Annotated in this window: 19 protein-coding genes and 1 pseudogene; 6 read left to right on the top strand and 14 right to left on the bottom strand. The window is 38.7% G+C overall.

The window, feature by feature from the left end; translation table 11 throughout:
- Positions 1–299: pseudogene (locus NEOC95_RS00280) on the top strand (hypothetical protein); the annotation flags it as partial.
- A gap of 283 nt (positions 300–582) precedes the next feature.
- Here the strand turns inward: NEOC95_RS00280 and NEOC95_RS00275 are convergent.
- Positions 583–2,811 carry a Tex family protein gene (locus NEOC95_RS00275; protein WP_213150926.1) on the bottom strand — a complete coding sequence of 743 codons (2,229 nt, stop codon included), beginning with the start codon at positions 2,809–2,811 and terminating at the stop codon, positions 583–585.
- A 365-nt stretch (positions 2,812–3,176) separates the two neighbouring features.
- A complete protein-coding gene (locus NEOC95_RS00270) occupies positions 3,177–3,533 on the bottom strand; it encodes a globin domain-containing protein (protein ID WP_278248319.1) in 357 nt (118 codons plus the stop codon).
- 614 nt (positions 3,534–4,147) lie between these two features.
- Here NEOC95_RS00270 and NEOC95_RS00265 point away from each other — a divergent pair.
- From NEOC95_RS00265 to NEOC95_RS00250, 4 genes are all read left to right on the top strand, one after another.
- Positions 4,148–4,864, top strand: a complete 717-nt coding sequence (locus tag NEOC95_RS00265) for a dienelactone hydrolase family protein (protein WP_213150924.1) — start codon at positions 4,148–4,150, stop codon at positions 4,862–4,864.
- Positions 4,865–4,869: 5 nt separating this feature from the next.
- On the top strand, positions 4,870–5,199 hold the full coding sequence (locus tag NEOC95_RS00260; RefSeq protein ID WP_166157375.1) for a TMEM14 family protein: 330 nt from the start codon (positions 4,870–4,872) through the stop codon (positions 5,197–5,199).
- Positions 5,200–5,430: 231 nt separating this feature from the next.
- Positions 5,431–6,849: an ATP-binding cassette domain-containing protein gene (locus tag NEOC95_RS00255; RefSeq protein ID WP_213150922.1), complete on the top strand. Its 1,419-nt coding sequence runs from the start codon at positions 5,431–5,433 to the stop codon at positions 6,847–6,849.
- Between the two features lie 46 nt (positions 6,850–6,895).
- On the top strand, positions 6,896–7,390 hold the full coding sequence (locus tag NEOC95_RS00250; protein ID WP_349305233.1) for a peptidylprolyl isomerase: 495 nt from the start codon (positions 6,896–6,898) through the stop codon (positions 7,388–7,390).
- A 312-nt stretch (positions 7,391–7,702) separates the two neighbouring features.
- On the opposite strand, the gene NEOC95_RS00245 is transcribed toward NEOC95_RS00250, so the two are convergent.
- A complete protein-coding gene (locus NEOC95_RS00245; RefSeq protein ID WP_213150918.1) occupies positions 7,703–9,739 on the bottom strand; it encodes an F-box/LRR-repeat protein in 2,037 nt (678 codons plus the stop codon).
- Positions 9,740–9,957: 218 nt separating this feature from the next.
- Here NEOC95_RS00245 and acs point away from each other — a divergent pair, with 218 nt between their 5' ends.
- Entirely contained in the window at positions 9,958–11,940 is a 1,983-nt protein-coding gene (gene acs / locus NEOC95_RS00240; protein WP_213150916.1) for an acetate--CoA ligase, read from the top strand.
- A 57-nt stretch (positions 11,941–11,997) separates the two neighbouring features.
- Here the strand turns inward: acs and NEOC95_RS00235 are convergent, their stop codons facing one another.
- From NEOC95_RS00235 to NEOC95_RS00185, 11 genes are all read right to left on the bottom strand, one after another.
- On the bottom strand, positions 11,998–12,444 hold the full coding sequence (locus NEOC95_RS00235; protein ID WP_213150914.1) for a YtxH domain-containing protein: 447 nt from the start codon (positions 12,442–12,444) through the stop codon (positions 11,998–12,000).
- A gap of 3 nt (positions 12,445–12,447) precedes the next feature.
- Positions 12,448–13,050 (bottom strand): YtxH domain-containing protein, encoded by a 603-nt coding sequence (locus NEOC95_RS00230; protein WP_166157360.1) that lies wholly within the window; start codon positions 13,048–13,050, stop codon positions 12,448–12,450.
- Between the two features lie 2 nt (positions 13,051–13,052).
- A complete protein-coding gene (locus NEOC95_RS00225; protein WP_166157357.1) occupies positions 13,053–13,487 on the bottom strand; it encodes a DUF948 domain-containing protein in 435 nt (144 codons plus the stop codon).
- 73 nt (positions 13,488–13,560) lie between these two features.
- Positions 13,561–14,070, bottom strand: a complete 510-nt coding sequence (locus NEOC95_RS00220) for a BON domain-containing protein (RefSeq protein WP_213150913.1) — start codon at positions 14,068–14,070, stop codon at positions 13,561–13,563.
- A 135-nt stretch (positions 14,071–14,205) separates the two neighbouring features.
- The gene (locus tag NEOC95_RS00215; protein ID WP_249270127.1) at positions 14,206–15,276 is read right to left on the bottom strand and encodes an AI-2E family transporter; all 1,071 of its coding nucleotides are present in this window, start codon (positions 15,274–15,276) and stop codon (positions 14,206–14,208) included.
- A gap of 413 nt (positions 15,277–15,689) precedes the next feature.
- Positions 15,690–16,856, bottom strand: coding sequence for a class I SAM-dependent rRNA methyltransferase (locus NEOC95_RS00210; RefSeq protein ID WP_213150910.1), 1,167 nt, complete (start codon positions 16,854–16,856; stop codon positions 15,690–15,692).
- A gap of 32 nt (positions 16,857–16,888) precedes the next feature.
- Positions 16,889–17,257 carry a DUF423 domain-containing protein gene (locus NEOC95_RS00205; protein WP_166157345.1) on the bottom strand — a complete coding sequence of 123 codons (369 nt, stop codon included), beginning with the start codon at positions 17,255–17,257 and terminating at the stop codon, positions 16,889–16,891.
- 502 nt (positions 17,258–17,759) lie between these two features.
- Positions 17,760–19,157 (bottom strand): dihydrolipoyl dehydrogenase, encoded by a 1,398-nt coding sequence (gene lpdA, locus NEOC95_RS00200; protein WP_213150909.1) that lies wholly within the window; start codon positions 19,155–19,157, stop codon positions 17,760–17,762.
- A gap of 229 nt (positions 19,158–19,386) precedes the next feature.
- The gene (locus NEOC95_RS00195) at positions 19,387–20,529 is read right to left on the bottom strand and encodes a 2-oxo acid dehydrogenase subunit E2 (RefSeq protein ID WP_213150908.1); all 1,143 of its coding nucleotides are present in this window, start codon (positions 20,527–20,529) and stop codon (positions 19,387–19,389) included.
- A 1,077-nt stretch (positions 20,530–21,606) separates the two neighbouring features.
- Positions 21,607–22,974 (bottom strand): leucine-rich repeat domain-containing protein, encoded by a 1,368-nt coding sequence (locus tag NEOC95_RS00190; RefSeq protein WP_213150907.1) that lies wholly within the window; start codon positions 22,972–22,974, stop codon positions 21,607–21,609.
- A gap of 537 nt (positions 22,975–23,511) precedes the next feature.
- On the bottom strand, positions 23,512–25,131 hold the full coding sequence (locus NEOC95_RS00185) for an F-box/LRR-repeat protein (RefSeq protein WP_213150905.1): 1,620 nt from the start codon (positions 25,129–25,131) through the stop codon (positions 23,512–23,514).
- Positions 25,132–25,624 lie beyond the last annotated feature (493 nt).

The raw sequence follows: 25,624 nt of genomic DNA, 5'->3' as shown, positions 1-25,624 counted from the left end.
TCCTTACCATTAGAGCGAGCAATAACCGACTTTGGAGCAGATATTGCTTTTGGAAAAGTAGGAGAAAAGATGAAGGAGCATTACTGAATATGATGAATTATAAAAGCGCTTTAGATAAAGGCTTACCAATTGGTTCAGGCGAAATAGAGAGTAGTCATAGGCATGTAGTGCAAAAGAGGCTGAAAATAGCAGGAACTTGGTGGAAGACAGAAAATGCTAACGCGATGCTGAGCTTAAGAATAGGCAGATTAAATGGTTATTGGGAAGCTTACTGGAATTCCTACAAAGCTGCTGCTTAAAAAAGATTGCCAACACTTTTGTTTACACCCATCTTCAGTCAGCGTTATGCTTATAAGTAAGCAGCAAAAAGGCAAAAAAATTTAACCCCTTCTTATCAAGAGGACAACCACTAAATTACACTAGCGCTTAAGTTTTTATTTAATCATCCAAGAATTGCGTTTTACATATTTTAGTGCCCAGCGCAGGTGCTAGCAATCAAACCCTTTTAATAAAGGGGGGTGCTTTAGGATAAGTGACAAAACCTTCTTAATTTCTTAATAAACGAGCGTCCACAACTTAAATTTATAGATTAGCGAAAGGATTGGAACTAAAGCTTTTCTTTTCCTTCTTCACAGGTTCTTTTTCTTTTTTAGTTCTATTAGCTTCTCCCGTACGAGCAGTTAAAGAAATACGCTTCCGGTCCACTTCAACCGCTAATACTCGAACTTTAAGGCGCTTGCCAACATGCACTACTTCTGAAGGATCTCTAACATATCGATCAGCTAGCTCAGAAATATGTATAAATCCATCCTGATGCACACCTATATCTATAAACACACCAAAGGCAGCAACATTCGTGACTATCCCTTCTAAAATCATGCCATTTTTAAGATCTTGAATAGTTTTAACATCATGACGAAATTGCAATTTCTCAAAGGTTTCGCGCGGATCACGCCCGGGCTTCTGCAACTCAGCTATGATATCTTTAAGCGTAGGCTCCCCAAGAGATCCTGAAATATAACGCTTGATCTCAATTTTATGAATATAGTTTTCATTTCCTATTAAAGCATTTAAGGGCACACCTATATCTTTGGCAATATGCTCTACTACTTCATAACGCTCAGGGTGCACAGCTGAACCATCTAAAGGATGCTCTCCTGCTCGAACACGCAAAAAACCAGCAGACTGCTCAAAAGTACGAGCCCCAAATCCAGGAACGTTTTTGAGGTCTTTACGTCCTTTAAAGGGCCCTTGTGCTTCGCGATGTTTGACAATTTTCAAAGCCATTTGGGGTCCAATGCCAGCCACATAACTTAATAAGGCTGCACTAGCGGTATTTAGCTCTACTCCCACATGGTTTACACAACTTTCTACAACTTCGTGCAATTTATCTTTAAGCAAGGGTTGATTTACATCATGCTGATACTGCCCTACACCGATAGCTTGAGGATCAACTTTGACTAGCTCAGCAAGAGGGTCTTGCAGCCTTCTTGCTATAGAAATAGCCCCCCGTATAGTTACATCAAGCTCAGGAAATTCTTCTCGTGCGATATCAGAGGCGCTGTATACACTAGCGCCTGCCTCATTCACTGCAAGCAAGATAATTTTCGATAAATTGCCTTTGGTAAGCACCTCTTGTACAAAAGCTTCTGTTTCTCGACCTGCCGTACCATTTCCTACACCTATCGCATAAGGTGGATAAGTGTTAATCATTTGCAGGAGAATTTCTCGTGCTTGTTCCTTAGCGGTCGTAGATTGAAAAGGATAAATGGTCTTATAATCAATAAATTTGCCAGTCTTATCAATCACTACGCATTTACATCCTGTACGAAAGCCCGGATCAATTCCAATCACAACTTGAGGGCCTAAGGGAGCATCTAATAATCGATGGCGCAAATTTTCGGCAAAAACCTCTATGGCAGTGCGATCTGATTGCATTTTAAGCTGTACTTTAATTTCGGTCTCTACACTCGGCAAGAGATAGCGTTTAAAAGCTTGTATCGCACCCTTTTCTAAGAGTTCGGCAAAAGGGGACCGAGAGTTATATTTTATGATAGATTTGATGGTATTTTGTAGATTTTCCTCAGGCACTTCTATATGAAAATTTAATATTTCTTCTTTTTCGCCGCGACGAATCGCTAAATAGCGATGGGAAGGAATTTTAGAAACTTTTTCTTGAAAAGCATAATAAACTTCATACTTGCTGGCGGCGCTCTCTTTACCTTCAACAACTCTAGAAACAACTACACCTTCGTTTTCAAAGCACTCGCGTACATAAGCTCTTACTTTAGGAGTTGTTGCTATACTATCGGCCACAATATCCAAAGCGCCTGCTAAAACCTCTTCAATACTGCTTACCCCTTTTTTAGCATCGATATAAGCCGTAGCCTCCTCCAATGGATGTCCTGCTATAGGTTGCTCCATGATACGTAAAGCAAAAGGCTCTAAACCTTTTTCTTTAGCTAAAGCAGCTTTAGTACGTTTTTTAAGCTTATAAGGTAAATAAAGGTCTTCCAAGATAGCTTTAGAAAAACAATTCTGAATCTGAATTTTTAAAGAATCTGTCATCTTGCCTTGTAGCTCTACAGATTCTATTATGGATTTTTTTCGCTCTTCCAGTTCGAGTAAATAATTGTATCGCTCTTGAATAGCTCGAATTTGCACTTCATCTAAATTTCCAGTTACCTCTTTTCTATATCTAGAAATAAAAGGAATAGTATTCCCTTCAGTTAACAGCTTAATGACCGCTTGTATACTTTCTGCTGGTAGGGCAAGTTCCGCTACCAAAAAATTAAAAACATTTATTGCCATACCCATTTACCTGTGTTGATGCCTCTATCAAAAAGCGCAAAAATTGTGATATTTTTTAGACTGCTATCCATTTATTTTTCCTTCATCTATAAGAACTTATAGCTTGCTTTTCTTTAGCTTTTTGCTTTTATCAAAAACGGCTCATTTCCGTGGGCCCAACAATTCCTAGGTTTCTCTTATATTTAAGATATTTGCTGCTTTATAGAATAAAAAAAGCACAAACTAGAAAAACCTATTCAGAATACAGCTAAAAGCTAAATTTAAGCCATTGAAAAAAAACAAACACTTTGCTCTTTCTTTTCTAACAACTGCTTTTTATAGACAAAGAAAATAGGATAAAAAAATTATATTAAGCCATGCGAATATTAAGCTTTTATATTAACCATCCAACTTGAAAATTTATCCAAAAAATTCAAAAATCCTGCCATATGTTGCATTGGAAAATTATATTTTTTATCCGCGCTTTCTAAAATCTTGTGGAAACAACTTAACCATATTTGGCGGGCTGATTCATCAATGGAAAAAGTTAGATGCCTTTTACGCATCATAGGAGCGCCAAAGCGTTGCTGGTATAATGGCGGGCCCCCACAAAGAAATACAAAAAATGCGCCTGATTTTTTTGAAGCTTCTTTCATGTCTGCCGGGAACATCTTTCGAATAGCACTTTTGTCTAGCTCCAAGTAAAAGTCTTCTAGCATTTTGAAAATGTTATGTTCCCCCATTAAATGATAAATCTCATGGCTAGGTGTAACGCTGGGAGGGCCTCCTGGCGGAACGTATATACTTAATCTATTCCTATTCTCTTCCATTATAAACAAGCGCTTTAATTATTTATTCCCCGAACTTATATCATATTTACCTTACTCAGAGCAACAGTTTGAACAACTACGGGATTGTAAAAGAATTTTTTGGGTAAAAACCTTTATCCCCTCTTCTTATTCCTAAGGACCCTAAGTCTTGTCAGTTTTGTTATTAAGGGCTTTTACGTTTGCTATGTTTTTTAAGAGGTACGCTAGAGCGGCTAAATGTTAGGTTATAGTTAGCAAAGATATTTCTCTTCCCTCTCGTTCTGCTTATTACTCTTCCCTTAAAAGTCAATTTTTTTATTATTCTTGTTAACGAGTAGGCTCTCTTACCATTTCTTGAGTTGGCATTCATAATGCTCAAAGTCTTCTTGCAGGGCTTTTAAAGAGTATCCATCGCTACCTTATCCACTAAACATAAAATTCTTGTAATTAGAAGAAGAATGCTTAAAAAAAGCTGTTTTTTATATTAAGAAATTAGACAATCGAGTAATTTAGACTTTAACACATTCAAAAAAAACATTAGGAAAGAAATGAATGTCTCCTATCGAGCTGACGACCTCTGCTGCGAGGGTTACCTTGTCAATCCTAAAGTAATGCATCCTGCTCAACCTGCCGTTCTTATTGCCCATGCATGGTATGGCCAGGACGACTTTGCACGCAAAAAAGCCCATGAACTAGCTGAACTTGGCTATATTGCTTTAGCCATCGATATGTTTGGCCACCGAAAGAATGCAACTTGTGATGAAGAAGCAGCTTCCTTAATCAAACCCCTTTATCTAGATCGTAAGCTTTTGCAAGCAAGAACTAGCGCGGCATTTGAAACTCTACTTAAGCAACCAGGAGTGGACGGCACACGAGTGGGCGCGATTGGATTTTGTTTTGGTGGACTAGCAGTCATCGAGCTGTTACGAAGTGGAGTGCCGGTAAAAAGCGTGGTAAGCTTTCATGCTGTAATTAATTATGCAGGTGTGAAATTTTTTCCCATTGCTAAAAATATTAAAGGTTCTATTCTACTTTTACATGGCTATGAAGATCCCTTATGTCCTCCCCAAGAGATTCACTATCTTCAAAAAGAGCTTAATGATGCTCGTGTGGATTGGCAAATGGATATTTATGGTATGACATCCCATGCCTTTACTAATCCAAAAGTGAACGATAAAAAGAAAGGTTTAATATATAACGAAAAGGCCAGCGCGCGAGCATGGCTAGCGATGAAGAACTTTTTTCAGGAAACATTAGGGAGATAAAAAAGATGAAATTGTCTGCATGGATAACCATTACCTACGCTTTAATCATTATGTCAGGAGGAATGATGGGATTTACACAGGCCCATAGCTATCCTTCCTTGATTGCAGCAACCTTATCAGCCATTTTATTATTGATGGGTGCTATAGGAATGTTTAGAAAAAGTATGTTAGCTTATACATTAGTAGTATTCGTACACCTATTATTAACTTTATTTTTTACTTATCGTTATGCTATTACAACCAAGTTTATGCCAGCAGGCCTAATGATCATCCTGAGCGCCAGCTCTCTTATATTTATTCTTGCTAAAGGCAAAAAGAAAGCTAGATTAATTTAATGTTTTAAGCTATAGGCTAGCAAGAATTTATACCCTATAAATCCGGCCGGTTCCAGACGCTATTAGATAAGATTAATCTTATTGAGTCCCCTCATTAAATCACCTTTATGCTTTTGACTCTCAATATCTAACGTTAAAATTTCCTAGATTGTATAGATAGTCTTTAATTATTTATTCTAGATAAGGCATAATTTGCTCTCTTTTTAATATGACCTTAAAGGTTAAAAACAGATGTTTGATCCCACTTCTTTAAAAGTTCGTAAACAAATCATGGGTTTACTGCTCAATCGCTGGGGATTAACCTGCATGGGAATTTTAACCTTTCAGCAAATTCTCGAAGCTTCTTCTACCCTCTGGCTTGTCAAATTGGTAGAAACTATTGCCTCCCACCAAAATTTTTTACCTTACATGCTGCTTTACTTAACCTCTTTAGCACTCCCCTACATTCCTGGCTGCATTGCCCTAGTAGTCAAAACTCATTGGAAGCAAGAAGCTCAGCGTCATTTTATTCACGCGTTTGTTACCTCTAACAGAAATAATATTGGAGAATGGAATAATAAAGCCATTAAAGAAGAAAAACTATCTATATTAACTTCTGAGGGCCCTTCAGCTCTTCAAGATTTGATCGATTATGTTTGGGAGCTCTCAGGTTATTTATTAAGTGTAATATTAAACATTTTGGCCCTTTCCATAGTTGTTGAGCCCCTTTTTGCTTTGGCTTATAGCTTATCTGTCCTATGCGTCATTGCTATTATGAAAGGACAACGCCGCACTCAACGTCAACTTACTAGAAAAGCTTTAACAGCCCGCGTAGATCTTTCGCAACAATTATTGGCAGCCTGGGATAATGTTTTATTAGGCAATGGCTACAATTTTAAGCTTTGGGACGAAAAAACTTCGCAACGTTTGAAACGATGTTTACAACGTAACATCGATCTGGAAAGATTTGATCAAGTTTTGGCTATATTTGTTGCTTTAATAACTTCTATTCCTTCTCTAGGAGTAGTTATTTACTCAGCTATTCAACATGCCCACGATCCTGTTAAACTTTCTGCCTTTGTAGTTATCCTTCCTCTTCTTTTCCAAATCCTTTCCTACACTTATCAAACCTTGTCTTTAGCTTTTCGATGGGGAATGCATCGCAGCAAGCTTACAGCTATTTATCGATCTATACAGGCATCTAAAGATTCTCCTTCTTCTCTTGAAAAGAAAGTTAATTGGTCTAAAATTAGCGCTAACCATCATTCAACAATACCAGACTATAATTCTATGTCGATAAGCTCTTCCCCTTCTATTGAATCACATAGTAATCTTATGCGCTTGACCCAGCGTAAAGGCCGCCTAACCTTGCGCGGTGAAAATGGCTGTGGCAAATCAACTGCGCTTATGCTCATAAAAGATGCATTGGCAAGCAAAGCCTTTCTTCTTCCTACTCACAATCAATTATCCTTTACCTCTGAAACTAATAAGCATTCAACCGGAGAATCTTTACGCAAGCGACTGCAGGAAATTGCCGATAAAGTGGATGTAGAGGTTTTACTTTTGGATGAATGGGATGCTAATCTTGATAAAGGAAATCAAGAAATTTTATCAGGACTCATTGATCTGTTGGCAGAAAAAAAGTGCGTGATCGAAGTTCGACACCGTTAACCATAACTAATATAAGGACTTAATAATGAATGCAAAAAAAAATCCTATCGTATTACTTACTACCTCTATGGGAAATATTAAACTAGAGCTTTATCCAGAAAAAGCCCCTCTTACTGTGAAAAACTTTGTAGATTATGTAGAGAGCGGCCATTTTAATCAGACAATATTCCATCGGGTTATTGACGGTTTTATGATCCAAGGAGGAGGTTTTAATCAAGAATTTGATCAAAAACCTACAAAAGCTTCGATTAAAAATGAAGCTCATAATGGCTTAAAAAATATTCGAGGTTCTATAGCTATGGCGCGGACTAATGAAATTCATAGCGCTTCCTCTCAATTCTTTATCAATCTGGTAGATAATGATTTTCTTAATTTTAGAAGTCCCGCTGCTCATGAGTATGGTTATTGCGTATTTGGTCAAGTCATAGAAGGACTAGAGGTGGTCGACAAGATAGGGAAAGTCAAAACTGGTTCTAAAGGACCTCACCGTGATGTGCCTTTAGAAACGGTCGAAATCTTATCTGCTACGCAAGCAATTTAATCCCTTCCTGCTAACAAATATTTCTACCTTAAGATCTAAGTATACTTCCAAGAGGAAATAAAGGGAAAAGCTAACGCTTTTTCCTTTACTCTATATGCTACTTTTAAGTTTTATGCATATTTAGATCTTTTCATGGTACCCTGTGTATGAATAAAAGCAAACTAAGAAAGCCTAATTTAATGGCAAGTAGCAGAAAAGATATCAATGCCTTTTGATAAGCCGAAAGGTTTTTTATAATCTTAGAATCGTTTAAGCATAGGATTTGTTCCTTCGCTGAAATGTGTTAACTGATGAATACCCAAGCCTTTTCAGCTACAAGCGAAAACGTTGCGTTATTTCATCTGGAATATTTTCCAGCAGATTTTCTTTCACATGAAGCTTTTGTAGAGCTGGTAGCTGTCCTATCTCAGCAGGAAAGGAGCTAAGCTGGTTATTATTTAAGTTAAGCTCTTCCAGCTGCGATAGCTGCCCTATCTCTGCGGGAAGGAAAGTAAGCTGGTTATTGCTTAAGTCAAGCCATTGCAGCCGAGGTAACTGCCCTATCTCTGCAGGGATGAAAGTGAGGTGATTGTTCTGTAAGTAAAGCCCTCGCAGCTGAGAAAGCTGCCTTATCTCGTTTGGAAGGAAGGTTAGCTGGTTGCTGCTTAAGTCAAGTCCTTGCAGATGAGAGAGGTACCATATCTCTGCAGGAAGGGTTATAAGTTGATTGCTGCTTAAGTCAAGTCCTTGTAGCTGAGAAAGCTGCCTTATCTCCGCGGGAAAGCAAGCAAAATGGCTATCATTTAAGCAAAGCACTTCCAGCTGCGATAATTGCCCTATCTCTGCAGGAACAGAGATATGCTGGTTATTGCTTAAGTTAAGTTCTTGCAGCTGAGATAGCTGCCCTATCTCTACAGGGAGGGAGATAAGTTGGTTGTTGCTTAAGTCAAGTTCTTGCAGCTGAGAAAGCTGTCCTATCTCCGCGGGAAGGAAAGTAAGTTGGTTGCTTTCTAAGCTAAGGGTTTGCAGCTGAGAAAGTTGACCCATCTCAGCTGGAAGGGAGGTAAGCTGGTTATTATTCAAGTTAAGGTATTGCAGCTGAGAAAGCTGTCCTATTTCTAGGGAAAGAAAAGTAAGTTGGTTATTGTTTAAGTTAAGATATTTCAGCTGAGGTAACTGCCCTATTTCTGCAGGGATGAAAGTAAGTTGATTGCTCTGCAAGTAAAGCCCTTGAAGTTGAGACAGCTGTCCTATTTCTGAGAGAAGAGAAGTAAGTTGGTTATTTTCTAAACCAAGCGTTTGCAGTTGAGACAGCTGTCCTATTTCTACGGGAAGAGAAGTAAGTTGGTTATTTTTTAAGTTAAGCGTCTGCAGCTGAGATAGCTGCCCTATCTCGGCAGGGATGAATGTAAGTTGGTTATTTTCTAAGCCAAGCGTTTGCAGCTGAGGCAGCTGTCCTATTTCTAGGGGAAGAGAAGTAAGTTGGTTATTTTTTAAGTTAAGGTATTGTAGCTGAGATAGCTGCCTTATTTCTGCAGGAAGGAAAGCTATCTGGTTGTTGCTTAAGCCAAGTCCTTGCAGATGTGATAGCTGCCCTATCTCCTCGGGAAGGCAAGCAAGCTGGTTATCATCTAAGTAAAGCTCTTCTAGCTGCGATAATTGCCTTATCTCAGCAAGAAGAGAGATAAGTTGATTGCTACTTAAGTCAAGTCCTTGCAGCTGAGAAAGCTGCCCTATCTCAGCGGGAAGGCAAGCAAGCCGGTTATTTCCTAAGTTAAGCGTTTGCAGCTGAGATAGCTGACTTATCTCGGCAGGTAAGAAGGTCAAACCAATTTCTGTTAAATTTAAGCTCGTAATAACTTTGCCATGCCTTTCAATCCAATCTCCAAAAAGCTCTCCTTTTTTTGCTAAAGGCAAATACTTGATTTCTTCTTGGTCTAAGTATTCCTTTCCACCAGGAATTTCTTTCCAAATTAAGAGGCGATTAATATTTACAAGATAAGAAGAGTAGTTAGCTAGGGTAAGATATCTCTTTTCCTCGGTTTTCCATTTAAATTCTAATTCTAACGGCGAGAGAAAACTAGCTAAAGTAAAGATTTGCTTAAAGATTGCATTAACCTTTGCTATTTCAGGAAGTCCACTTTCTAGCTTATAAATCCTATCTATAATAAAAGCCTGTTCGCTATCATTCCCATGAGGAACATGTACTTTACCTATTTGCTTATAAAGAGAAGGCATGACTTCAGTAGCTAGCAAATGGCGCCATCTAGTAGAAACCCTAATTAAGGTAGGCGTAGGACAATACTCTAAAATGGAGGTGAGCACTTCATTAGGTAAATGCTCAATGTTGATAGAAGAGCTAAGATTCATTCGATGTCCTTCTTTAAATTATTCATATTTTCAGTCATTTTTTAGGAGATTATATACACGAACAATCGAAATTGTAAAAAGAATTTTAGAGACAAATTCTTAGCCTTTAAACTTATTATTAACAAAATAAGCCTGGGATATGCATAGATGATAAAAAATTACTTCTCGCTTGGTAGCTCTTTTGGTATATTTACAACCTTAATATTTTAGGACACTATATGCATAATAACAAAACATTGGCCCCCGTAGAGACTTTTTGTCATGATAAACGCAAATTTGCTCCCCCTCACTCATTTGTGAATCAGGCGCATATGAACGATTTATCTCAATATACAGCAATGTATCAAAAATCGATTCAACACCCTAATGAATTTTGGCTTGAACAAGCAAATACCTTGGATTGGTTTAAAACGCCTACTACTGCTGTCCGCTATATCTGGGAATCCAATAATAATCTTATTCATCATACTTGGTTTGAAGATGGCATCCTCAATCTTTGCTATAATTGCTTAGACAGGCACTTAGAAGGGCATCGAAAGCTGAAGCCTGCGATCATCTGGCAAGGTGATGATGAAGAGGAAACAATAACTTGGGATTATCAAACATTGCATATCCAAGTCTGCCGTTTTGCAAATGTGCTTAAGAAATGGGGTGTTAATAAAGGCGATCGAGTATGCATTTATCTGCCGATGATTCCTGAAATCGCGGTCGCCGTACTAGCTTGTGCTCGTATAGGTGCTATTCACTCGGTAGTTTTTGGAGGCTTTAGTGCTGAAGCCCTGAGCCATCGCATGAATGATTGCTCTTGTAAATTGCTAGTAACTGCAAATGCTAGCCTGCGTGGAGGCAAGCCAATCTACTTAAAATCCATTGCCGATGAAGCCCTGGCCTCCACTCCCTCTGTGGAAAAGGTAATCGTAGTTCAAAGAACTCCTGAGCTTTGCTCAATGCAAACAGGGCGTGACATTTGGTATGAAGAGGAAATGGAAAATGCCTCTCAATTTTGCCCTGCAGAGCCGATGAATGCTGAAGATCCGTTGTTTATTCTCTATACCTCAGGCTCCACTGGCAAGCCCAAAGGGGTTGTTCATACTCAAGCCGGTTATTTGCTTTATGCTTCTTTAACCCATAAATATATTTTTGATATTAAAGATTCGGATGTTTATTGGTGCTCTGCAGATTTAGGATGGATTACAGGTCATAGTTATGTATTGTATGGTCCTTTGGCCAATGGGGCTACCACGCTTATGTTTGAAGGTACTCCTTATTACCCTCATCCAGGGCGGTTTTGGCAAATTATTGAAAAATTTCAGGTAAATATCTTTTATACCGCTCCGACAGTCATTAGAGCTTTAATTCGTTATGGGAAATCTTATCTGGAAGGTTATGACCTTAGTTGCTTAAGGCTCTTAGGTACTGTAGGAGAACCTATTAATCCAGAAGCATGGATGTGGTATCATGAAAATATTGGACAAGAAAATTGTCCCATAGTAGATACATGGTGGCAAACAGAAACGGGAGGCATTATGATCTCTCCTCTACCGGGTTGTCATGAAACGAAGCCTGGAAGCGCTTCCAAACCTTTCTTCGGTATCGATCCCATTATTTTACGTGATGATGGAACTCTTTGCGAGGTTGATGAAGGAGGATGTTTATGTATTCGGCAGCCATGGCCAGGAATGATGCGAACTACTTGGGGAGATCATCAACAATTTATTAATACTTACTTTAAAACTTTTCAAAATGTCTATTTCAGTGGGGATGGTTGTTCAATAGACGAGGGGGGCGATTATTGGCTCTTAGGAAGAATTGATGATGTAGTAAATGTATCTGGGCATCGTATGGGTACAGCAGAAGTTGAAAGTTCTTTAGTGAGCCATCCAGCTGTAGCGGAAGCTGCTGTGGTCCCTAAGCCTGATGAGGTCAAAGGACAGTGCTTATATGCCTTTGTCATCCTTAAAGATAATATAGAGAGCCATTCGGACTTAAAGAAAGAACTAGCCCAGCATGTACGCCAAGAGATTGGCCCTATTGCTGTTCCTGACTACATTCGATTTATTGATGCTTTACCTAAAACGCGCTCCGGCAAAATTATGCGTCGAATCTTAAGAAAAGTGGTAGAAGGTAATGTAGATGCATTGGGAGATATAAGCACTTTAGCTGATCCCTCAGTACTTGAATTTTTATTGAAAAGCACCTAGAAAAGGTAAAGCATAAAGCTAAATACTCTTTAACTTTATGCTTTACTTCTTACTTATTCAATGAGATGAAGAACGCTTTTTCTTTTTATTTTCTACCACTTTACTTACTTTTTTAGCTCGCTTTGGAGGCGCTGGGGTGAGCTCAGAAGGAAGTACAAAATCAGGCTTTTTAGTTAGCATACGCTGATATTTATTCCTTAGCTCTTCACGCAGCTGCCTACCACTTTGGGGTGTTAACAGCACAGCACAGCTAACACCTAGCACTAAGCCTATCATTGCTCCTTCAGCAAAGGTCTTAACTGGGGAGGGGCTGGCTACTGCTGTAAAAGGAAAAACTTTATCTAAAGAGGCTTCTTTAGCCTCAGGCTTTCCTTTTATATTCCCCTCTTTTTTTGGATAATTAAGTTTTTTCTTTCCTTGCTGTCGAAAAGGGAGAAGAGCACATGCACTAGCAAGCCCTACGCCCACTAAAGCACCTAAAACTAGGCCCGGGGTATTACGCACAAGCTACCTCCTTTTTTTCATCTCCTGCCAGATATTAAGGCCGGTCATTGCCCAATCCATCATCCGGTGAACAGGGTGATAGTGCCCTTCATTCTCTTCTGAATCATCTTCTTCCTGGCTTTTACTAGAAAATTTGTCGGCAACAAATTTGGCTACATCTAACCAATTGCAGGCTTTTATTTTATCTACCAGCCCTTCTTCCTCTTCTGAAGAGTGTTGGGATAAAGCATATACGGCTGAGGCTCCGATCAAGCCTGCGCCAATAATGCCAAGAACAATATTTCTATTGGTACTATAGCTAGAAAAAGCATTGGAAGCAGCATGGCAAATATGATCGATTGAATCTTTTGCATCGTCATAAATTTTATGCCCTTTTTCCATAGCTTCATGAGCATACTCTTGAGCTGTATCACTGACTTGATCGTACATGGAATCAAGCGCTCTTGTAAACTTATGGCCCTTAGGCTTGGGAGCAAAAAATAAAGCAGCAGCAGCACCTATAAGGCATCCTGCGGCAGCTCCTAAAGCAATGTTAGAGACTTGCTCATTTGTAGAAGGTTCTGGAGGGGTTAAGGGCTTTTTATTGCGGGGCTTAACTTTAACCATAATTATCTCCCTTTTTTTATTTTTTGCCAGGTTTTGACTCCTATTGTAGATAATTTTATCAAATCACCTACAATTTCATTCCAATCATTTTTTTTCTCAACGTGATAAAAATTACATGGGTTTTCATCTTCATTGTCATTAAATGATTGAGTGACTTTATTGACTGCTGCGCTCACATGGTTGATAGAATCTAAAATAGGATTTAAGTCAGAGAGCTTATCTTGCGTTGTTATTACAATCTTATTAGAGTTTTCTAAAAGTCGTAAAGTTTCTTGAACAAGGGGCTCGATTTTATTTTCCATTCGAAATAGGCTGGAATTAACATGTTGAACGGATTCGAGCACGGCTTTAAGAGCTTTAACTAAGAAAAAAGCTATAATACTAAATATTAGTGTAGCTGACACGGCACAAACTATGTAAATCACATGACTATCCATTTATTATTCCTTGATTTCTTTGGAAAAAATGCTGCTAGTTCAAGCATAACTTTCCCTAGCAGCCTATCCCTCATTATTTGCTATTTGCAATTACAAGGTTATTTGAAACACTTTTCACGCCAGGAACTTGACGAGCTATTGAAGCGACATGATTTTTCTCATCTTCGCTATTTACAGAGCCTGCTATAATCACATTCCCATTATTTACACTAACTTCTGCAGTTTTAGCATAGGAAGAAAGTTTTTTATCATCTTTAATCGCCCAACGAATTTTTTGGGAAATATCTCCATCTGTCCAAGCAGCAGTTTTTTTAGTTTCGCTATAACTAATCTTTGCATCGGAGTGTCTTGGAAGATTTGATGGTTGTGTATAAGTTTGGGCAGCAGAAGGTCCTGGAGTTTGAACAACACCTGCATTCCCAGAAGAATTTTTTATTTCTGTTTGGGAAGGAGCAGAGTTAAGGTAAGAGGATTTTTCTAGGTTAGAAAGCCCCTCCTGTGAAGTTACAGCTTGCGCATGCAGCATAGAAGCGCCAGCTAGAACAGTCATAGTAGCTAAAGACAATTTGAAAAGATTATTCATCGAGGTTCTCCTTGATTTATTTAGATTGACATTCATGTTTAATTTGATCTGTATATTAAATGTTAAAAAATATACAGCTCTTTTGCAAATATTATTTAAAAGCATACATAAATGGATGATATCCATTCATTTAAGCTAATCAGCCACTTTTTCGGCTATATTTCTTTCCCAAAGGTCTAAACTCAGCGTTTTGAGGATAGCATAGAGAGGCACAATAAAAAAAAGGCTCCAAAATCCAAACAATGAAGCACTTGTAGCTAAAAGGATAATAATTGTAATAGGATGGATATTCAGGCGCTTTCCTACTATCCGTGGCGAAATTAAGTTTAAATCTATTAAATGGACCATCAAAACAATTGCTAGCACTTTTAAGCCCATGAAAGGAGTGGATGTTAATCCTACAAGTAGAGCAGGTAATGTCGAAAAAAGCGTTCCAAAAAAAGGAATTAAATTAAAAAGACCTGCGATTATAGCAAGTAAAAATGCATAATCTAATCCAATTCCTGTATAACCGATAAAAACTAAAACACCCACGATAAAAGCAATGATTACCTGCCCACTAATATAGCTAGATAATATTTCATCTATATCATTTAGCGCTTTTGAGACTCTTTTTTTATAAATAATAGGAACATGGCTTATAAATTTCTCAGAAGCATGCTGATCATCTTTTAAAAAATAATACAAAATAAAAGGAGTGATAATGAAATAAGAGGCGACCGTGGTTAAAGAGCTTATACTGCTCATGATTCCCCCGCTAGCCCATTGCGTTATTTCTCGAAGATAATGGTAAAATAAATTCCTTAATTGCTCAGGAGAAAGAGAATAAAAATTAAACACATTCATCAAGTCGACAGTTTTATTTTCTACTTCTTTAAGCTTTTGTTGAGGAAAAGATCTGAAAGCTGTGATTTGTCCCTCAATGTAAGGCCATACGATACTAATCAATAGGCTACCGGCTATTATCATGAACAAGTAAATAAAAATGATAACCAAATAACGAGGGATTTTAGTTTGGTCAAGATATCTTACAACAGGGCGGAAGATATAATAAAATAAGCCGGCAATGATTACAGGCAGCAAAAGGGTGGTAACAAACTGAAAAACTAATTCAAAGAAAGGGAAAAGCTGAAAACCTATAAATAATGTTAACAGGATCACCAAACTCGATAGAGCATTACTGAAAAATTTTTGATTATACCACATGGTCAATTCTTCTGTCCTGTCTGATTGCAGTGCGGATTAATAGAAGTAATTTTTCTTATGGTCTCATTATCTACATTGCTGGATATCCCAGCAAGAGTAGAATTACTTATGCTTTAAAAACTCTTCTAGGAAAACTCTTAAAAGTTCGCCTCTTAAAGCCCTCTAAATACCATTTAGCATGAAGGAAACAAAGTTTGAAGAAACTTTCCCGGTTTTAATCCCCAAAAATTAATTATTTCTAGCTCTATACAAACGCTTTTGAGGCCAGGATTGCATAAAAAAAGCCGTTGATCCTATGAAACTATAAGGATGCTCATTCTCTAACATTTAAATTAAATAGATAGCTAATACAGCATAACCTGACTGCCGCTTGTTAGCTCTCCTTTAAAGCTTTTATATTGGCTAGATAAGCTTTATTCCACATATAACCACAGGCTTTTTAAATAATCTCCTTCTGGATGATAAATATTAAGAGGATGATCGATCCCTAAGCGGTGTCTGCCAATAATACGCACTTGGCGCCGGGCTTCAACTGCCGCTTGAAAAACAACTTTTTGAAAGAGTTGTTCGTTAACATAATAAGAACAGGATGATGTTAACAATAAGCTTTGAGAAGGCATTTTTTGCAAGGCTATGCGATTGATATCTTTATACCCTCTACAAGCCGGAATAATATCTTTGCGATGTTTTGCAAAGGCGGGGGGATCTAAGATAATCAAATTGTAGTCTAAAGAGGATTCCCTTAAGAATTGAAAAACGTCTTTAGGATAAAAGTGCATGCAAGAAGTAACATCATTTAACTCTGCATTCTTTTGGGCAAGGTGCAAAGCTACCTTAGAAATATCGACAGAATCTACTTGTTTAGCTCCGCCGGCAGCTGCATAGAGACTAAATCCACCCGTATAGGCAAAACAATTTAAAATACGTTTATCTTTGGACAAATTCTTCACTTGAGCACGCATCTCACGATGATCTAAAAAAAAGCCTGTTTTTTGCCCTTGCACAGGATTTACTAAAAACTTTATTCCATTCTCGCAAATGCTTACTTCTTCTTCTAATTTTCCATACAGCAACTGCTCTGTGGCTTTCAGCCCTTCTTCTTTTCGAGAAGGCAGTAGAGATTTTTCATAGATAAACGTGGGTTGAAAAGTCTCTATAAGATAATCCAATAAGTAAGGCTTCAGATTTTCCATTCCTAAAGTCGAGATCTGCACCACAAATCCCTTCTCATACCGATCGACGATGAGTCCTGGTAGAAAATCCCCTTCACCATTGATTAAACGATAAGCCGTGGTGTCTGGAGAGAAAAACTTGATGCGCAAAGCGGTAGCTAATTCTAAGTTATTTTTAAAAGCTTCTAAGGGAGGTTGGTTGCCAAAAGAGAGCATCCGCCCAAAAATTTTTGCTTTTGAATTGAAATAAGCACTGCCTAGTAAATCCCCCTGATGAGAATAAACAGGAAGAATCTCTCCACGCAAATTTTGAGGCAGATGAGCGACAGCTCCTGAAAAAATCCAGGGATGACGATTTAAAATAGCTTTTTCTTTACCGACTTTCAACGTAACTTTCTTAACAAGCATAAATTAAACTACTAAGGAGAGAGGATTAACTTCTAAAAAGGTGCAAAACAGACACAAAGCCAGGCTATAATCCAAATCAGGCCGCCAAGCGGAGTTATCCGCCCTGCGAATGCATTGCCAGATAAAGCCATATAATACAAACTTCCCGAAAATACAATAATGCCGACCGTAAATAACCAACCAGCCGTTTGTAGTAAAATCCCGGAAAGATGCTGAGGCTCTAAAGCTAATAAAATTAATCCTAAAGCATGGTACATTTGATAACGAACACCTACTTCAAAAGTAACCAACCTTTCTTTAGAAATTTTCTGCTTTAACGCATGAGCCCCAAAAGCACCTAAAATGACTGCAGTCATTGCAAAAAATGCACCTATAGAAAAGAATAAAGAAGAAAAGGCCATATTATAAAGGCTCCAAAAAAGAAGAGCTTAGCTTGGATGGCTACTAAATATCAAAATGAATTTTCAACTTAGCTTTTATTTCTGCTAAAAGCCCCTTAAACATCTTTTAAGGGATATATTTTGATAGTGCCCATTAAAAACGTCCCAATATTTTTTTACTGAGCAGTAGCAATCCTGCGTTGTTTGAATAAAGATAATGAAACTTGTAGAGGGAGTGAACGTCTAGCCTCGAAAAAAAGTTCTTTGAAGCCTGCGCGCTATTTATAAGAAAAGGGTTAGCTTCCAAGCTTTACTTCCCTTTCCAGGCTACACCTACAGAGCCTATTTGAGTAGTACCAGCAAAGCAATTAAAATTTTAGAACAAACTTTGAATAAACAGAAAATAATTATTATTGAATTTTTTTCTATGAAACTATGAATAGCAGCAGGGCAAAATTTCTACCAGGAAAGATTTAAACCTCCTTTTATCTGCAAAAATTTACCGACCTTACTTACTTTTTTGCTAATGCATAGCATACCCTAACGCATCCATGGCAGCTTCCTTGATAGACTCTGTTAAAGTAGGATGGGAATGAGACAAGCGAGCAATATTTTCTAAGGTGGCTTTCTTTTGGATTGCGAGAGCTCCTTCTTCAATCATTTCTGAGGCATGCGAGCCTAATATGTGCAACCCAACCACTCTTTCTGATTTCTTATCTCCAATGATTTTTACTATTCCTTCACTCTCGCCCATACAGCGTGCTCTAGCGTTTCCTTTAAAAAAGGCAGTACCTACCATCACCTCTAATCCAGCTTCTCGTGCTTCTGTCTCGTTGAGCCCCACGGCCGCAGCTTCGGGATGAGTATAAACCACATGAGGAAGAGCCATATAATTAACATAAGCTGCCATTCCAGCTATGATCTCAGCAACAGCCATACCTTCGTCGGAAGCCTTATGCGCTAGCATAGGACCATCCACAATGTCGCCGATGGCAAAAATATGCGGCAGGCTAGTCCTGAAAAAATTATCAATATTTAATGTTCCTCTGTTTGATTTTTTTACATCAATTTGCTCTAAGCCGAGCCCGTCTGTATGAGGCTTTCTTCCTACCGCGACTAGCAAGAGATCGCTATGTAAATTTTTCCTTTCGCCTCCCTCTTCAAATTCAACGGTTACTCCTTCTCTTTCATATTTTGCTGATTGGACTTGAGCCGCGAGATGAAATTCTATTCCTTGCTGTTTTAATCCCCTTAACAAATGTTTTCTAATCGTTGGATCCATAGCTAGGCATATTTCCTCTGCCTTTTCAATGACATGAACTTGAGTGCCTAAGCGACGATAAATTGAGGCCATTTCCACTCCAATCGCTCCCGCCCCAATTACGGCCATTTGTTTGGGCACTTTTTCCAAACTCAAGGCTCCCGTGGAAGAGATAATTTTCTTTTCATCAAAAGCTAAAAAAGGCAATCCTACGGCCTCCGATCCTGTAGCTAAAATAAAATAGTTGCCTTTTATCCTCTCTATTCGGCCATTATTTGTTACTTCAACCACATAAGGATCTACGAATGTGGCTATACCTCTGATGCTTTCCACCTTATTTTTTTTAAATAGTCCCCTTATCCCCTCCGTGAGGCTAAACACCACTTTTGCTTTGCGCTGCATCATCGTTTCAAAATTAACTTTTATTTCATTAGCTTCTATTCCTAAGTCTTTACTTTCTTTTACAAGCCATTCCCAATATCTTGTAGATTGTAATAATGTTTTAGAAGGAATACAGCCGACATTTAAGCATGTACCTCCTAGCGACTGAGCCTTTTCTATACACGCTACCTTCATTCCTAATTGAGCTGCACGTATAGCTGCCACGTAACCGCCCGGTCCCGCTCCTATTACTACTACATCGAATTGTTGTGTTATCATGGTAATCGCCTGCTTTTTTACTTTTATTTCACTAGTAGACTTAATTGGCAATAAAAAGAGCCTTATCAGGAAGAGCGCAGTTGCTAGCTTGCCTGCTAAATCTCCACAAATTTTATTGGAAGCTTTTATAGCTTTTCTACTGTTTTAATGGATAGCTAATGAGAGTTTTACAAAATCTACAAACGCTTTATCTTTAATCCTTCCTTATTGCCTCATTAAAGATCTTAAATTATTTACTTAATAGCCCAAGGAGCATAACCGCTGGGCATTCTATAATGCTCTTCAAATAAGCTAAGAAAGAAGCCGCCTCCTTACTCCTAACAAAACGGTAATCGTAGCTTAAAGCTAAATGCATGATAGGTCGAATGGTGATTTGATCATCAACCACTACAGGATGTTTAATAATGTTATGTAGGGCTAGAATAGCTCTTTGGTTACCGGTAAGAAGAGGTGTAGAAAGCATAGAATCATAAAGGCCAGCATCAGTGATGGCAAAGCTACCTGTATGAAGGTCTCCTACAGAAAGGGAGCCTTCATATGCCTGATGGGTAAGTTTTTCGATAGTCCTTTCAATTTCTGCATAAGAAAGCTTATCACCATGGCAAAGAACAGGTACTACTATACCCTGTGCAGTCTCCACAGCTATACCCATTTCGTAAGAGGAGTCCTGAGCGCTTTGCTCTTCTTTAACGTACGCATGAATGGAGGGAAATTGAGGTAAGGCAGCCACGCAAGCTTTAACAAAGAAAGAGATTAGGCTTAATTCCTTCTCATATTTTTCCTTAAAGACTTTTTGATAATTGTCACATAGGTGGATAATCTGTGACAGATCTACTTCATTGAATGTTGTCAGCATAGTTGCTGTACTTTCTATCTGGGCGGCCTGAGAAGCTGAAGATCTTTGAGTAAAATCCCTATTGCCATGCGATTTATGCGGATGAAAAGACCAAGCAAGAGATTCCTGCTCAGAAAGAGAAGAAAGAGATCTTTTTTGCCCCTCTTCTTTAAGCTCTTTAATAAAATCCTCTTTTTGGTAACGTATGCTTTTAGAAGATTTTTTAGGGTTTTCTACAGAATCTTGTATAGAAGGTAAAAATTGCTGGGGTGGGAAACTAAGTTCTACAGATTTGGCTGCCTCTTCAGTATCAATATACCCTAACACCTGCCCGATGGTAACTTTATCGTGGAGCTGTATGTTAAAATGGATTACCCCCTTTTGAGGAGCATATACCATCTGATTGACTTTATCAGTCTCTAACTCCAGGATTTCATCCTCAACTCCTACTTGTGAACCAGAGGGTCTAATGATACTAACTACAGTTGCTTCGAAAATAGACTCTCCCATAGAAGGAACTTTAAATTCAATTTTCATTATCGATCTCATTCATTATAAGGTTAACCGCAGGTTTAAAATTAGGAAATCTTTTATCTAGAAAAACAAAATTAGCATGATGGCAGCGTGTTCCATTTTATGCAAAACATAATCATCTCTAACAGAAGATGCAATATTTTTTTATTCCTCTATTTATTAGAGAGAGAGCCTAAAAAACTTGTCAACAAGTAAGGAAGAGGAATTATAGCTATTGCTCTTTTTAGACTCCCCTGGCGCTTTTTCTTGCTAGTTTTAAAGCATTTTTGAAATTATTTATTTTATTGTTAAGAACCCTGATAAAGTTCTTTTAGGCTATTGTTTCCCACCCTTAACAGCTTTTTCAGCCACGAATTTCTTTAATCTGCTTCCCAGGCTTCAATGATTGCTTCTAAAATAGATAATGAAGATCGCGCTTTCTTTTAACTTTATCAGCTATGACTTGCTTAGCTCAGTTGCTTTTAATGCTAAAACTTTTAATCCATTTTTAATATTGCTAATAAATTTTGGAGAAAAAAATTGATGATTTAGGGACCTTGTTGCATAAATGATATAATAGCTCATATCCTTAAGTTAGCACCTATTGCCTTGGGCATTCCAAATTTTATCATCTTATTCATAACTAAAAAATTGGCATATAATTCTGCCTGTTAATAGGCTAATTTCCTAGAGCGAAAATTTCCTCCAAAGCTTCTTTTAAAGCGGTACATCGCCGTTTCAGCAAGCGATCTTCTATGATAGCCACAAAGCTTCTTCCAACGCTGCCTGGCCTCCTCATCTTCTCCAAAGCATTGAATAATTTTTAAAGCATCATTTCTTTTTTTTTCATCCAGGACTTGTCCGCCTCTTGGCTTAGCCTTCCTCCTCTTTTTGGAGGTACCAAAGGATCTGCACCCACACATGAGATGATAGGAAGGATGGCAGGCAGGTTGTCACTTAAGTGGAGCTTTTGCAGCTTGGATATCTGGCCGGTTTCTGCTGGCAGAATGGAGAGCTGGTTTTGATTTAAGGGCGGATGATTTGTTTAAAGATAAGTTGGCTAAAAGTTTTTATTTCATTTTAGCCCCTCCCACTCCCAATTTAGAAGTACTTATGGCCATTCGACAATAGAAAACGCTGCCTTATCTTTTCTGCAATATCTTTCAAAGGATTTTCCGCTAATTTAAGCTCGGTAAGCTGAGGCAACTGCCCGATTTCTGCAGGAAGGCTGGTGAGCTGGTTTTGGTTTAAGGAAAGCCATTTTAGCTGAGACAATTGCCCGATTTCTGCAGGAAGGTTGGTGAGCTGGTTTTGATTTAAGTCAAGCCTTTGCAGCGAAGACAATTGCCCGATTTCTGCAGGAAGGCTGGTAAGCTGGTTTTGGTTTAAGGAAAGCCATTTTAGCTGAGACACTTGCCCGATTTCTGCAGGAAGGCTGGTAAGCTGGTTTTGATTTAAGTCAAGCCTTTGCAGCGAAGACAATTGTTCGATTTCTGCAGGCAGGCTGGTAAGCTGGTTTTGCTTTAAGTAAAGCTCTTGCAGCTTAGACAATTGCCCGATTTCTGCAGGCAGAGTGGTGAGTTGGTTTTGGTTTAAGTAAAGCCTTTGCAGCGAAGACAATTGTTCGATTTCTGCAGGAAGGCTGGTAAGCTGGTTTTGGTCTAAGTAAAGCCATTTTAGCTGAGACAATTGCCCGATTTCTGCAGGAAGGCTGGTAAGCTGGTTTTGGTTTAAGTCAAGCCTTTGCAGCGGAGACAATTGCCCGATTTCTGCAGGAAGGCTGGTAAGCTGATTTTGGTCTAAGTAAAGCCCTTGCAGCTGAGACAATTGCCCGATTTCTGCAGGAAGGTTGGTGAGCTGGTTTTCTCTTAAGTCAAGCGTTTGCAGCTTAGATAACTGGCATATTTCTGGGGGTAAATAAGCCAAGCCTGCTTTAGATAAACTTAGCAAAGTTAAGTCTTTACAATTTTCTTCAATCCAATCTCTAAGTAGCTCTCCTTTTTTTTCTAAAGGTAAATACTTGATTTTTTCTTGACTTAAGTATGCCCCTCCACCAGGCAGTGCTTTCCACATTAACAGACGATTAATATTTATAAGATAGGAGGCATAGTTAGCCAGAGTAAAACACCTTTTTTCCTGGGTTTCCCATTTAAATTCTAGCTCTGCAGGAGCAAGGGATTTAGCTAGAGTAAAGACCTTCTTGAAGATCGCCTTAGCTTTTTCTCCTTCAGAAAGCCTATCATCCAGCTTATAAATTCTATCTAAAATAAAAGCCTGCTTGCTAATATCCCCTTGGGAAACATGTACTTTACCTATTTGCTTATAAAGAGAAGGCATCACTTCAGAAACCAGCAGATGATGCCATCTTTTACAGACGCTAAATAAGGGAGGAGCTACGCAAGCCTCTAAGATAGAGAGTAGCAATTCATTGGGCAAGCTTTCAATAGAGGTCGAAGAGATAGGATGCATTTTATTTCCTTGGGTAGCGATGACTTTTCAGCATTTTTATTTATAAAGACAATATAAAAGAATTAAAAAGGCACGTCAAAACAATTCATATCCTTACCAATGAAAAACAACTCCCAAATGTTCTACTGGCGCATTTTTTCCAGATAAATCCAAGAAAAAGAGAGGGGGCCTTCCAAGCATTCAGGAGTAGCCACAGGTTTTGGCGATTAAGTGACCCGACAATTTCAGTTGGCTAAGAGAATGAGATTGATTCTTTGCCTTATTTGAGAAAAACGACTCTTTTTGGCGTAATGTTTTAATTCTTCTATTGAATGATGGAATACAATACGCCTAGCTTCTTCCTGTCAAGAAAGGTTGTTCTCCCAGCCTAGCAATCTGCAGAAAAAGAGAGAAACTTCTTGTCATTATAAATGTGTAGATTAGCTTAAGCTTACTTATTTGCGGGAAGGAAAGCGGATGACTTGTTTAAAAATAAGATGGTTAAAAGTTTTTTGTTTCATTTTAGCTCACTCCATTTAACCAATACTTACGACCATTCTACAATTGAAAACGCTGTCTTATTTTTTTGGTGATATTTTTCAAAGGATTTTCCGCTAATTCAAGCTTGGTAAGCCCAGAAAGCTGTCCTATCCCTGCAGGAAGGCTGGTGAGCTGGTTTTGATTTAAGTAAAACCCTTTCAGCCGAGACAGCTGCCTGATCTCTATGGGTAGAGCGGTGAGTTGGTTTTGATTTAAGTGAAGATATTGCAGCTGTGACAATTGCCCGATTTCTGCAGGCAGAGCGGTGAGTTGGTTTTGGTTTAAGTAAAGCCATCCCAGCCGAGACAATTGCCCGATTTCAGTAGGAAGGCTGGTGAGTTGGTTTTGGTTTAAGTAAAGTCTTTCTAGTTGAGACAGCTGCCAGATTTCTGTAGGCAGAGCGGTGAGCTGGTTTTGATTTAAGTTAAGCAGTGACAGCTGAGACAGCTGCCCGATCTCTGTAAGCAAAGCGTTGAGTTGGTTTTGGCTTAAATGAAGCCATTGCAGCTGAGACAATTGCCCTGTTTCAGCAGGAAGGCTGGTGAGCTGGTTTTGACTTAAGTCAAGCCGCGTCAGCCGAGACAATTGCCCGATTTCAGTAGGAAGGCTGGTGAGCTGGTTTTGATTTAATTCAAGCGTATGCAGCTGAGGCAGCTGCCCAATTTCTGCAGGCAGAGCAGTGAGCTGGTTCTGATTTAATTTAAGCGTATGCAGCTCAGACAGCTGCCCGATTTCTGCAGGCAGAGCGGTGAGCTGATTTTGATTTAAGTCAAGCCCTTTCAGCTGAGGCAACCGCCCGATTCCTGCAGGAAGGCTGGTGAGCTGATTTTGATTTAAGCGAAGATATTGCAGCTCAGGCAGCTGCCCGATTTCTGTAGGCAGGCTGGTGAGCTGGTTTTGATTTAAGTAAAGCCGTATCAGATTAGCCAGCTGCCCGATTTCTGCAGGCAGACCGGTGAGCTGGTTTTGATTTAAGTAAAGCCCTTTCAGCTGAGACAATTGACCCATTTCTGTAGGCAGAGAGGTGAGCTGGTTTAGGCTTAAATCAAGCTCTTGCAGCTGAGACAATTGGCCTATTTCTGGGGGTAAATAAGTCAAGCCTGCTTTAGATAAATCTAAAGCCGTGATGTTTTTACAATTTTCTTCAATCCAATCTCTAAGAAGCTCTCCTTTTTTTTCTAAAGGTAAGTGCTTAATTTCTTCTCGGCCCAAGTATTCTTCCCCATCAGGAAGTTTTTTCCAAAGCAAAAGGCGATTAATATTTAAGAGATAAGAAGAGTAATTAGCCAAAGTTAAGCCTCTTATTTCTTCTGTTTTCTCTTTAAATTCTAAAGGAGAAATAGATTTAGCTAAGGTAGAAACTTGTTTAAAAACTTGATAAACTTTTTCAATAGAAGTAAGTCCATGATTGAGTTGATAAACTCTAGCTAACATAAGAGTTCGCGGGGTAGTGGCATCTCCCCTGGGAAAATGAAGCTGGGCTATTTTTTTATAAAGAGAAGGCATCACTTCAGAAGCCAGCAGATGATGCCATCTTTTACAGACGCTAAATAAGGAAGGAACTGCGCAAGCCTCTAAGATAGGGAGCAGCAATTCATTGGGCAAGCTTTCAATAGATGCCGAGGAGATAGGGTGCATTTTATTTCCTTGGGTAGTAATGACCTTTTAGCATTTTATTTATTAGAGACAATATAAAAAAATTAAAAAGGCAAGTCAAAACAATTCATATCCTTACCAATGAAAAACAGCTCACAGATAATCTACCACGCTTTTACTTCAGAGAGATTTAAGGAAAGGGGGGACCTTCCAAGCATTTAGGAGCAACCCCAGGTTTTGGCGATTAAGTGACGCGGCAATTTTGGTGTGGCTAAAAGAATGAGATTGATTCTTTGCCTTATTTGAGAAAAACGACTCTTTTTGGCGCAATTTTTTAATTCTTCTACAGCATGATGGAATGCTATACCCCTAAATTCTTTCTGTCAAGAAAAGTTGTCCTTCCAGCAGGGTTAACGCATTTAATTTTACTTGATAAGTAAAAATATTTTCCTCACAACTTTTTCTTTAATACAGGAGAAGCCATGTCAGAGGATGACACCGTCATTAGGGGATTTTTAAAAATTGTCCCGGACCC

The organism is Neochlamydia sp. AcF95 (assembly GCF_018342455.1).
In the GTDB taxonomy this organism is placed as follows: domain Bacteria; phylum Chlamydiota; class Chlamydiia; order Chlamydiales; family Parachlamydiaceae; genus Neochlamydia.
The sequence above is the reverse complement of the archived record's forward strand: the minus strand, read 5'-3'. Positions and strand labels throughout refer to the sequence as shown.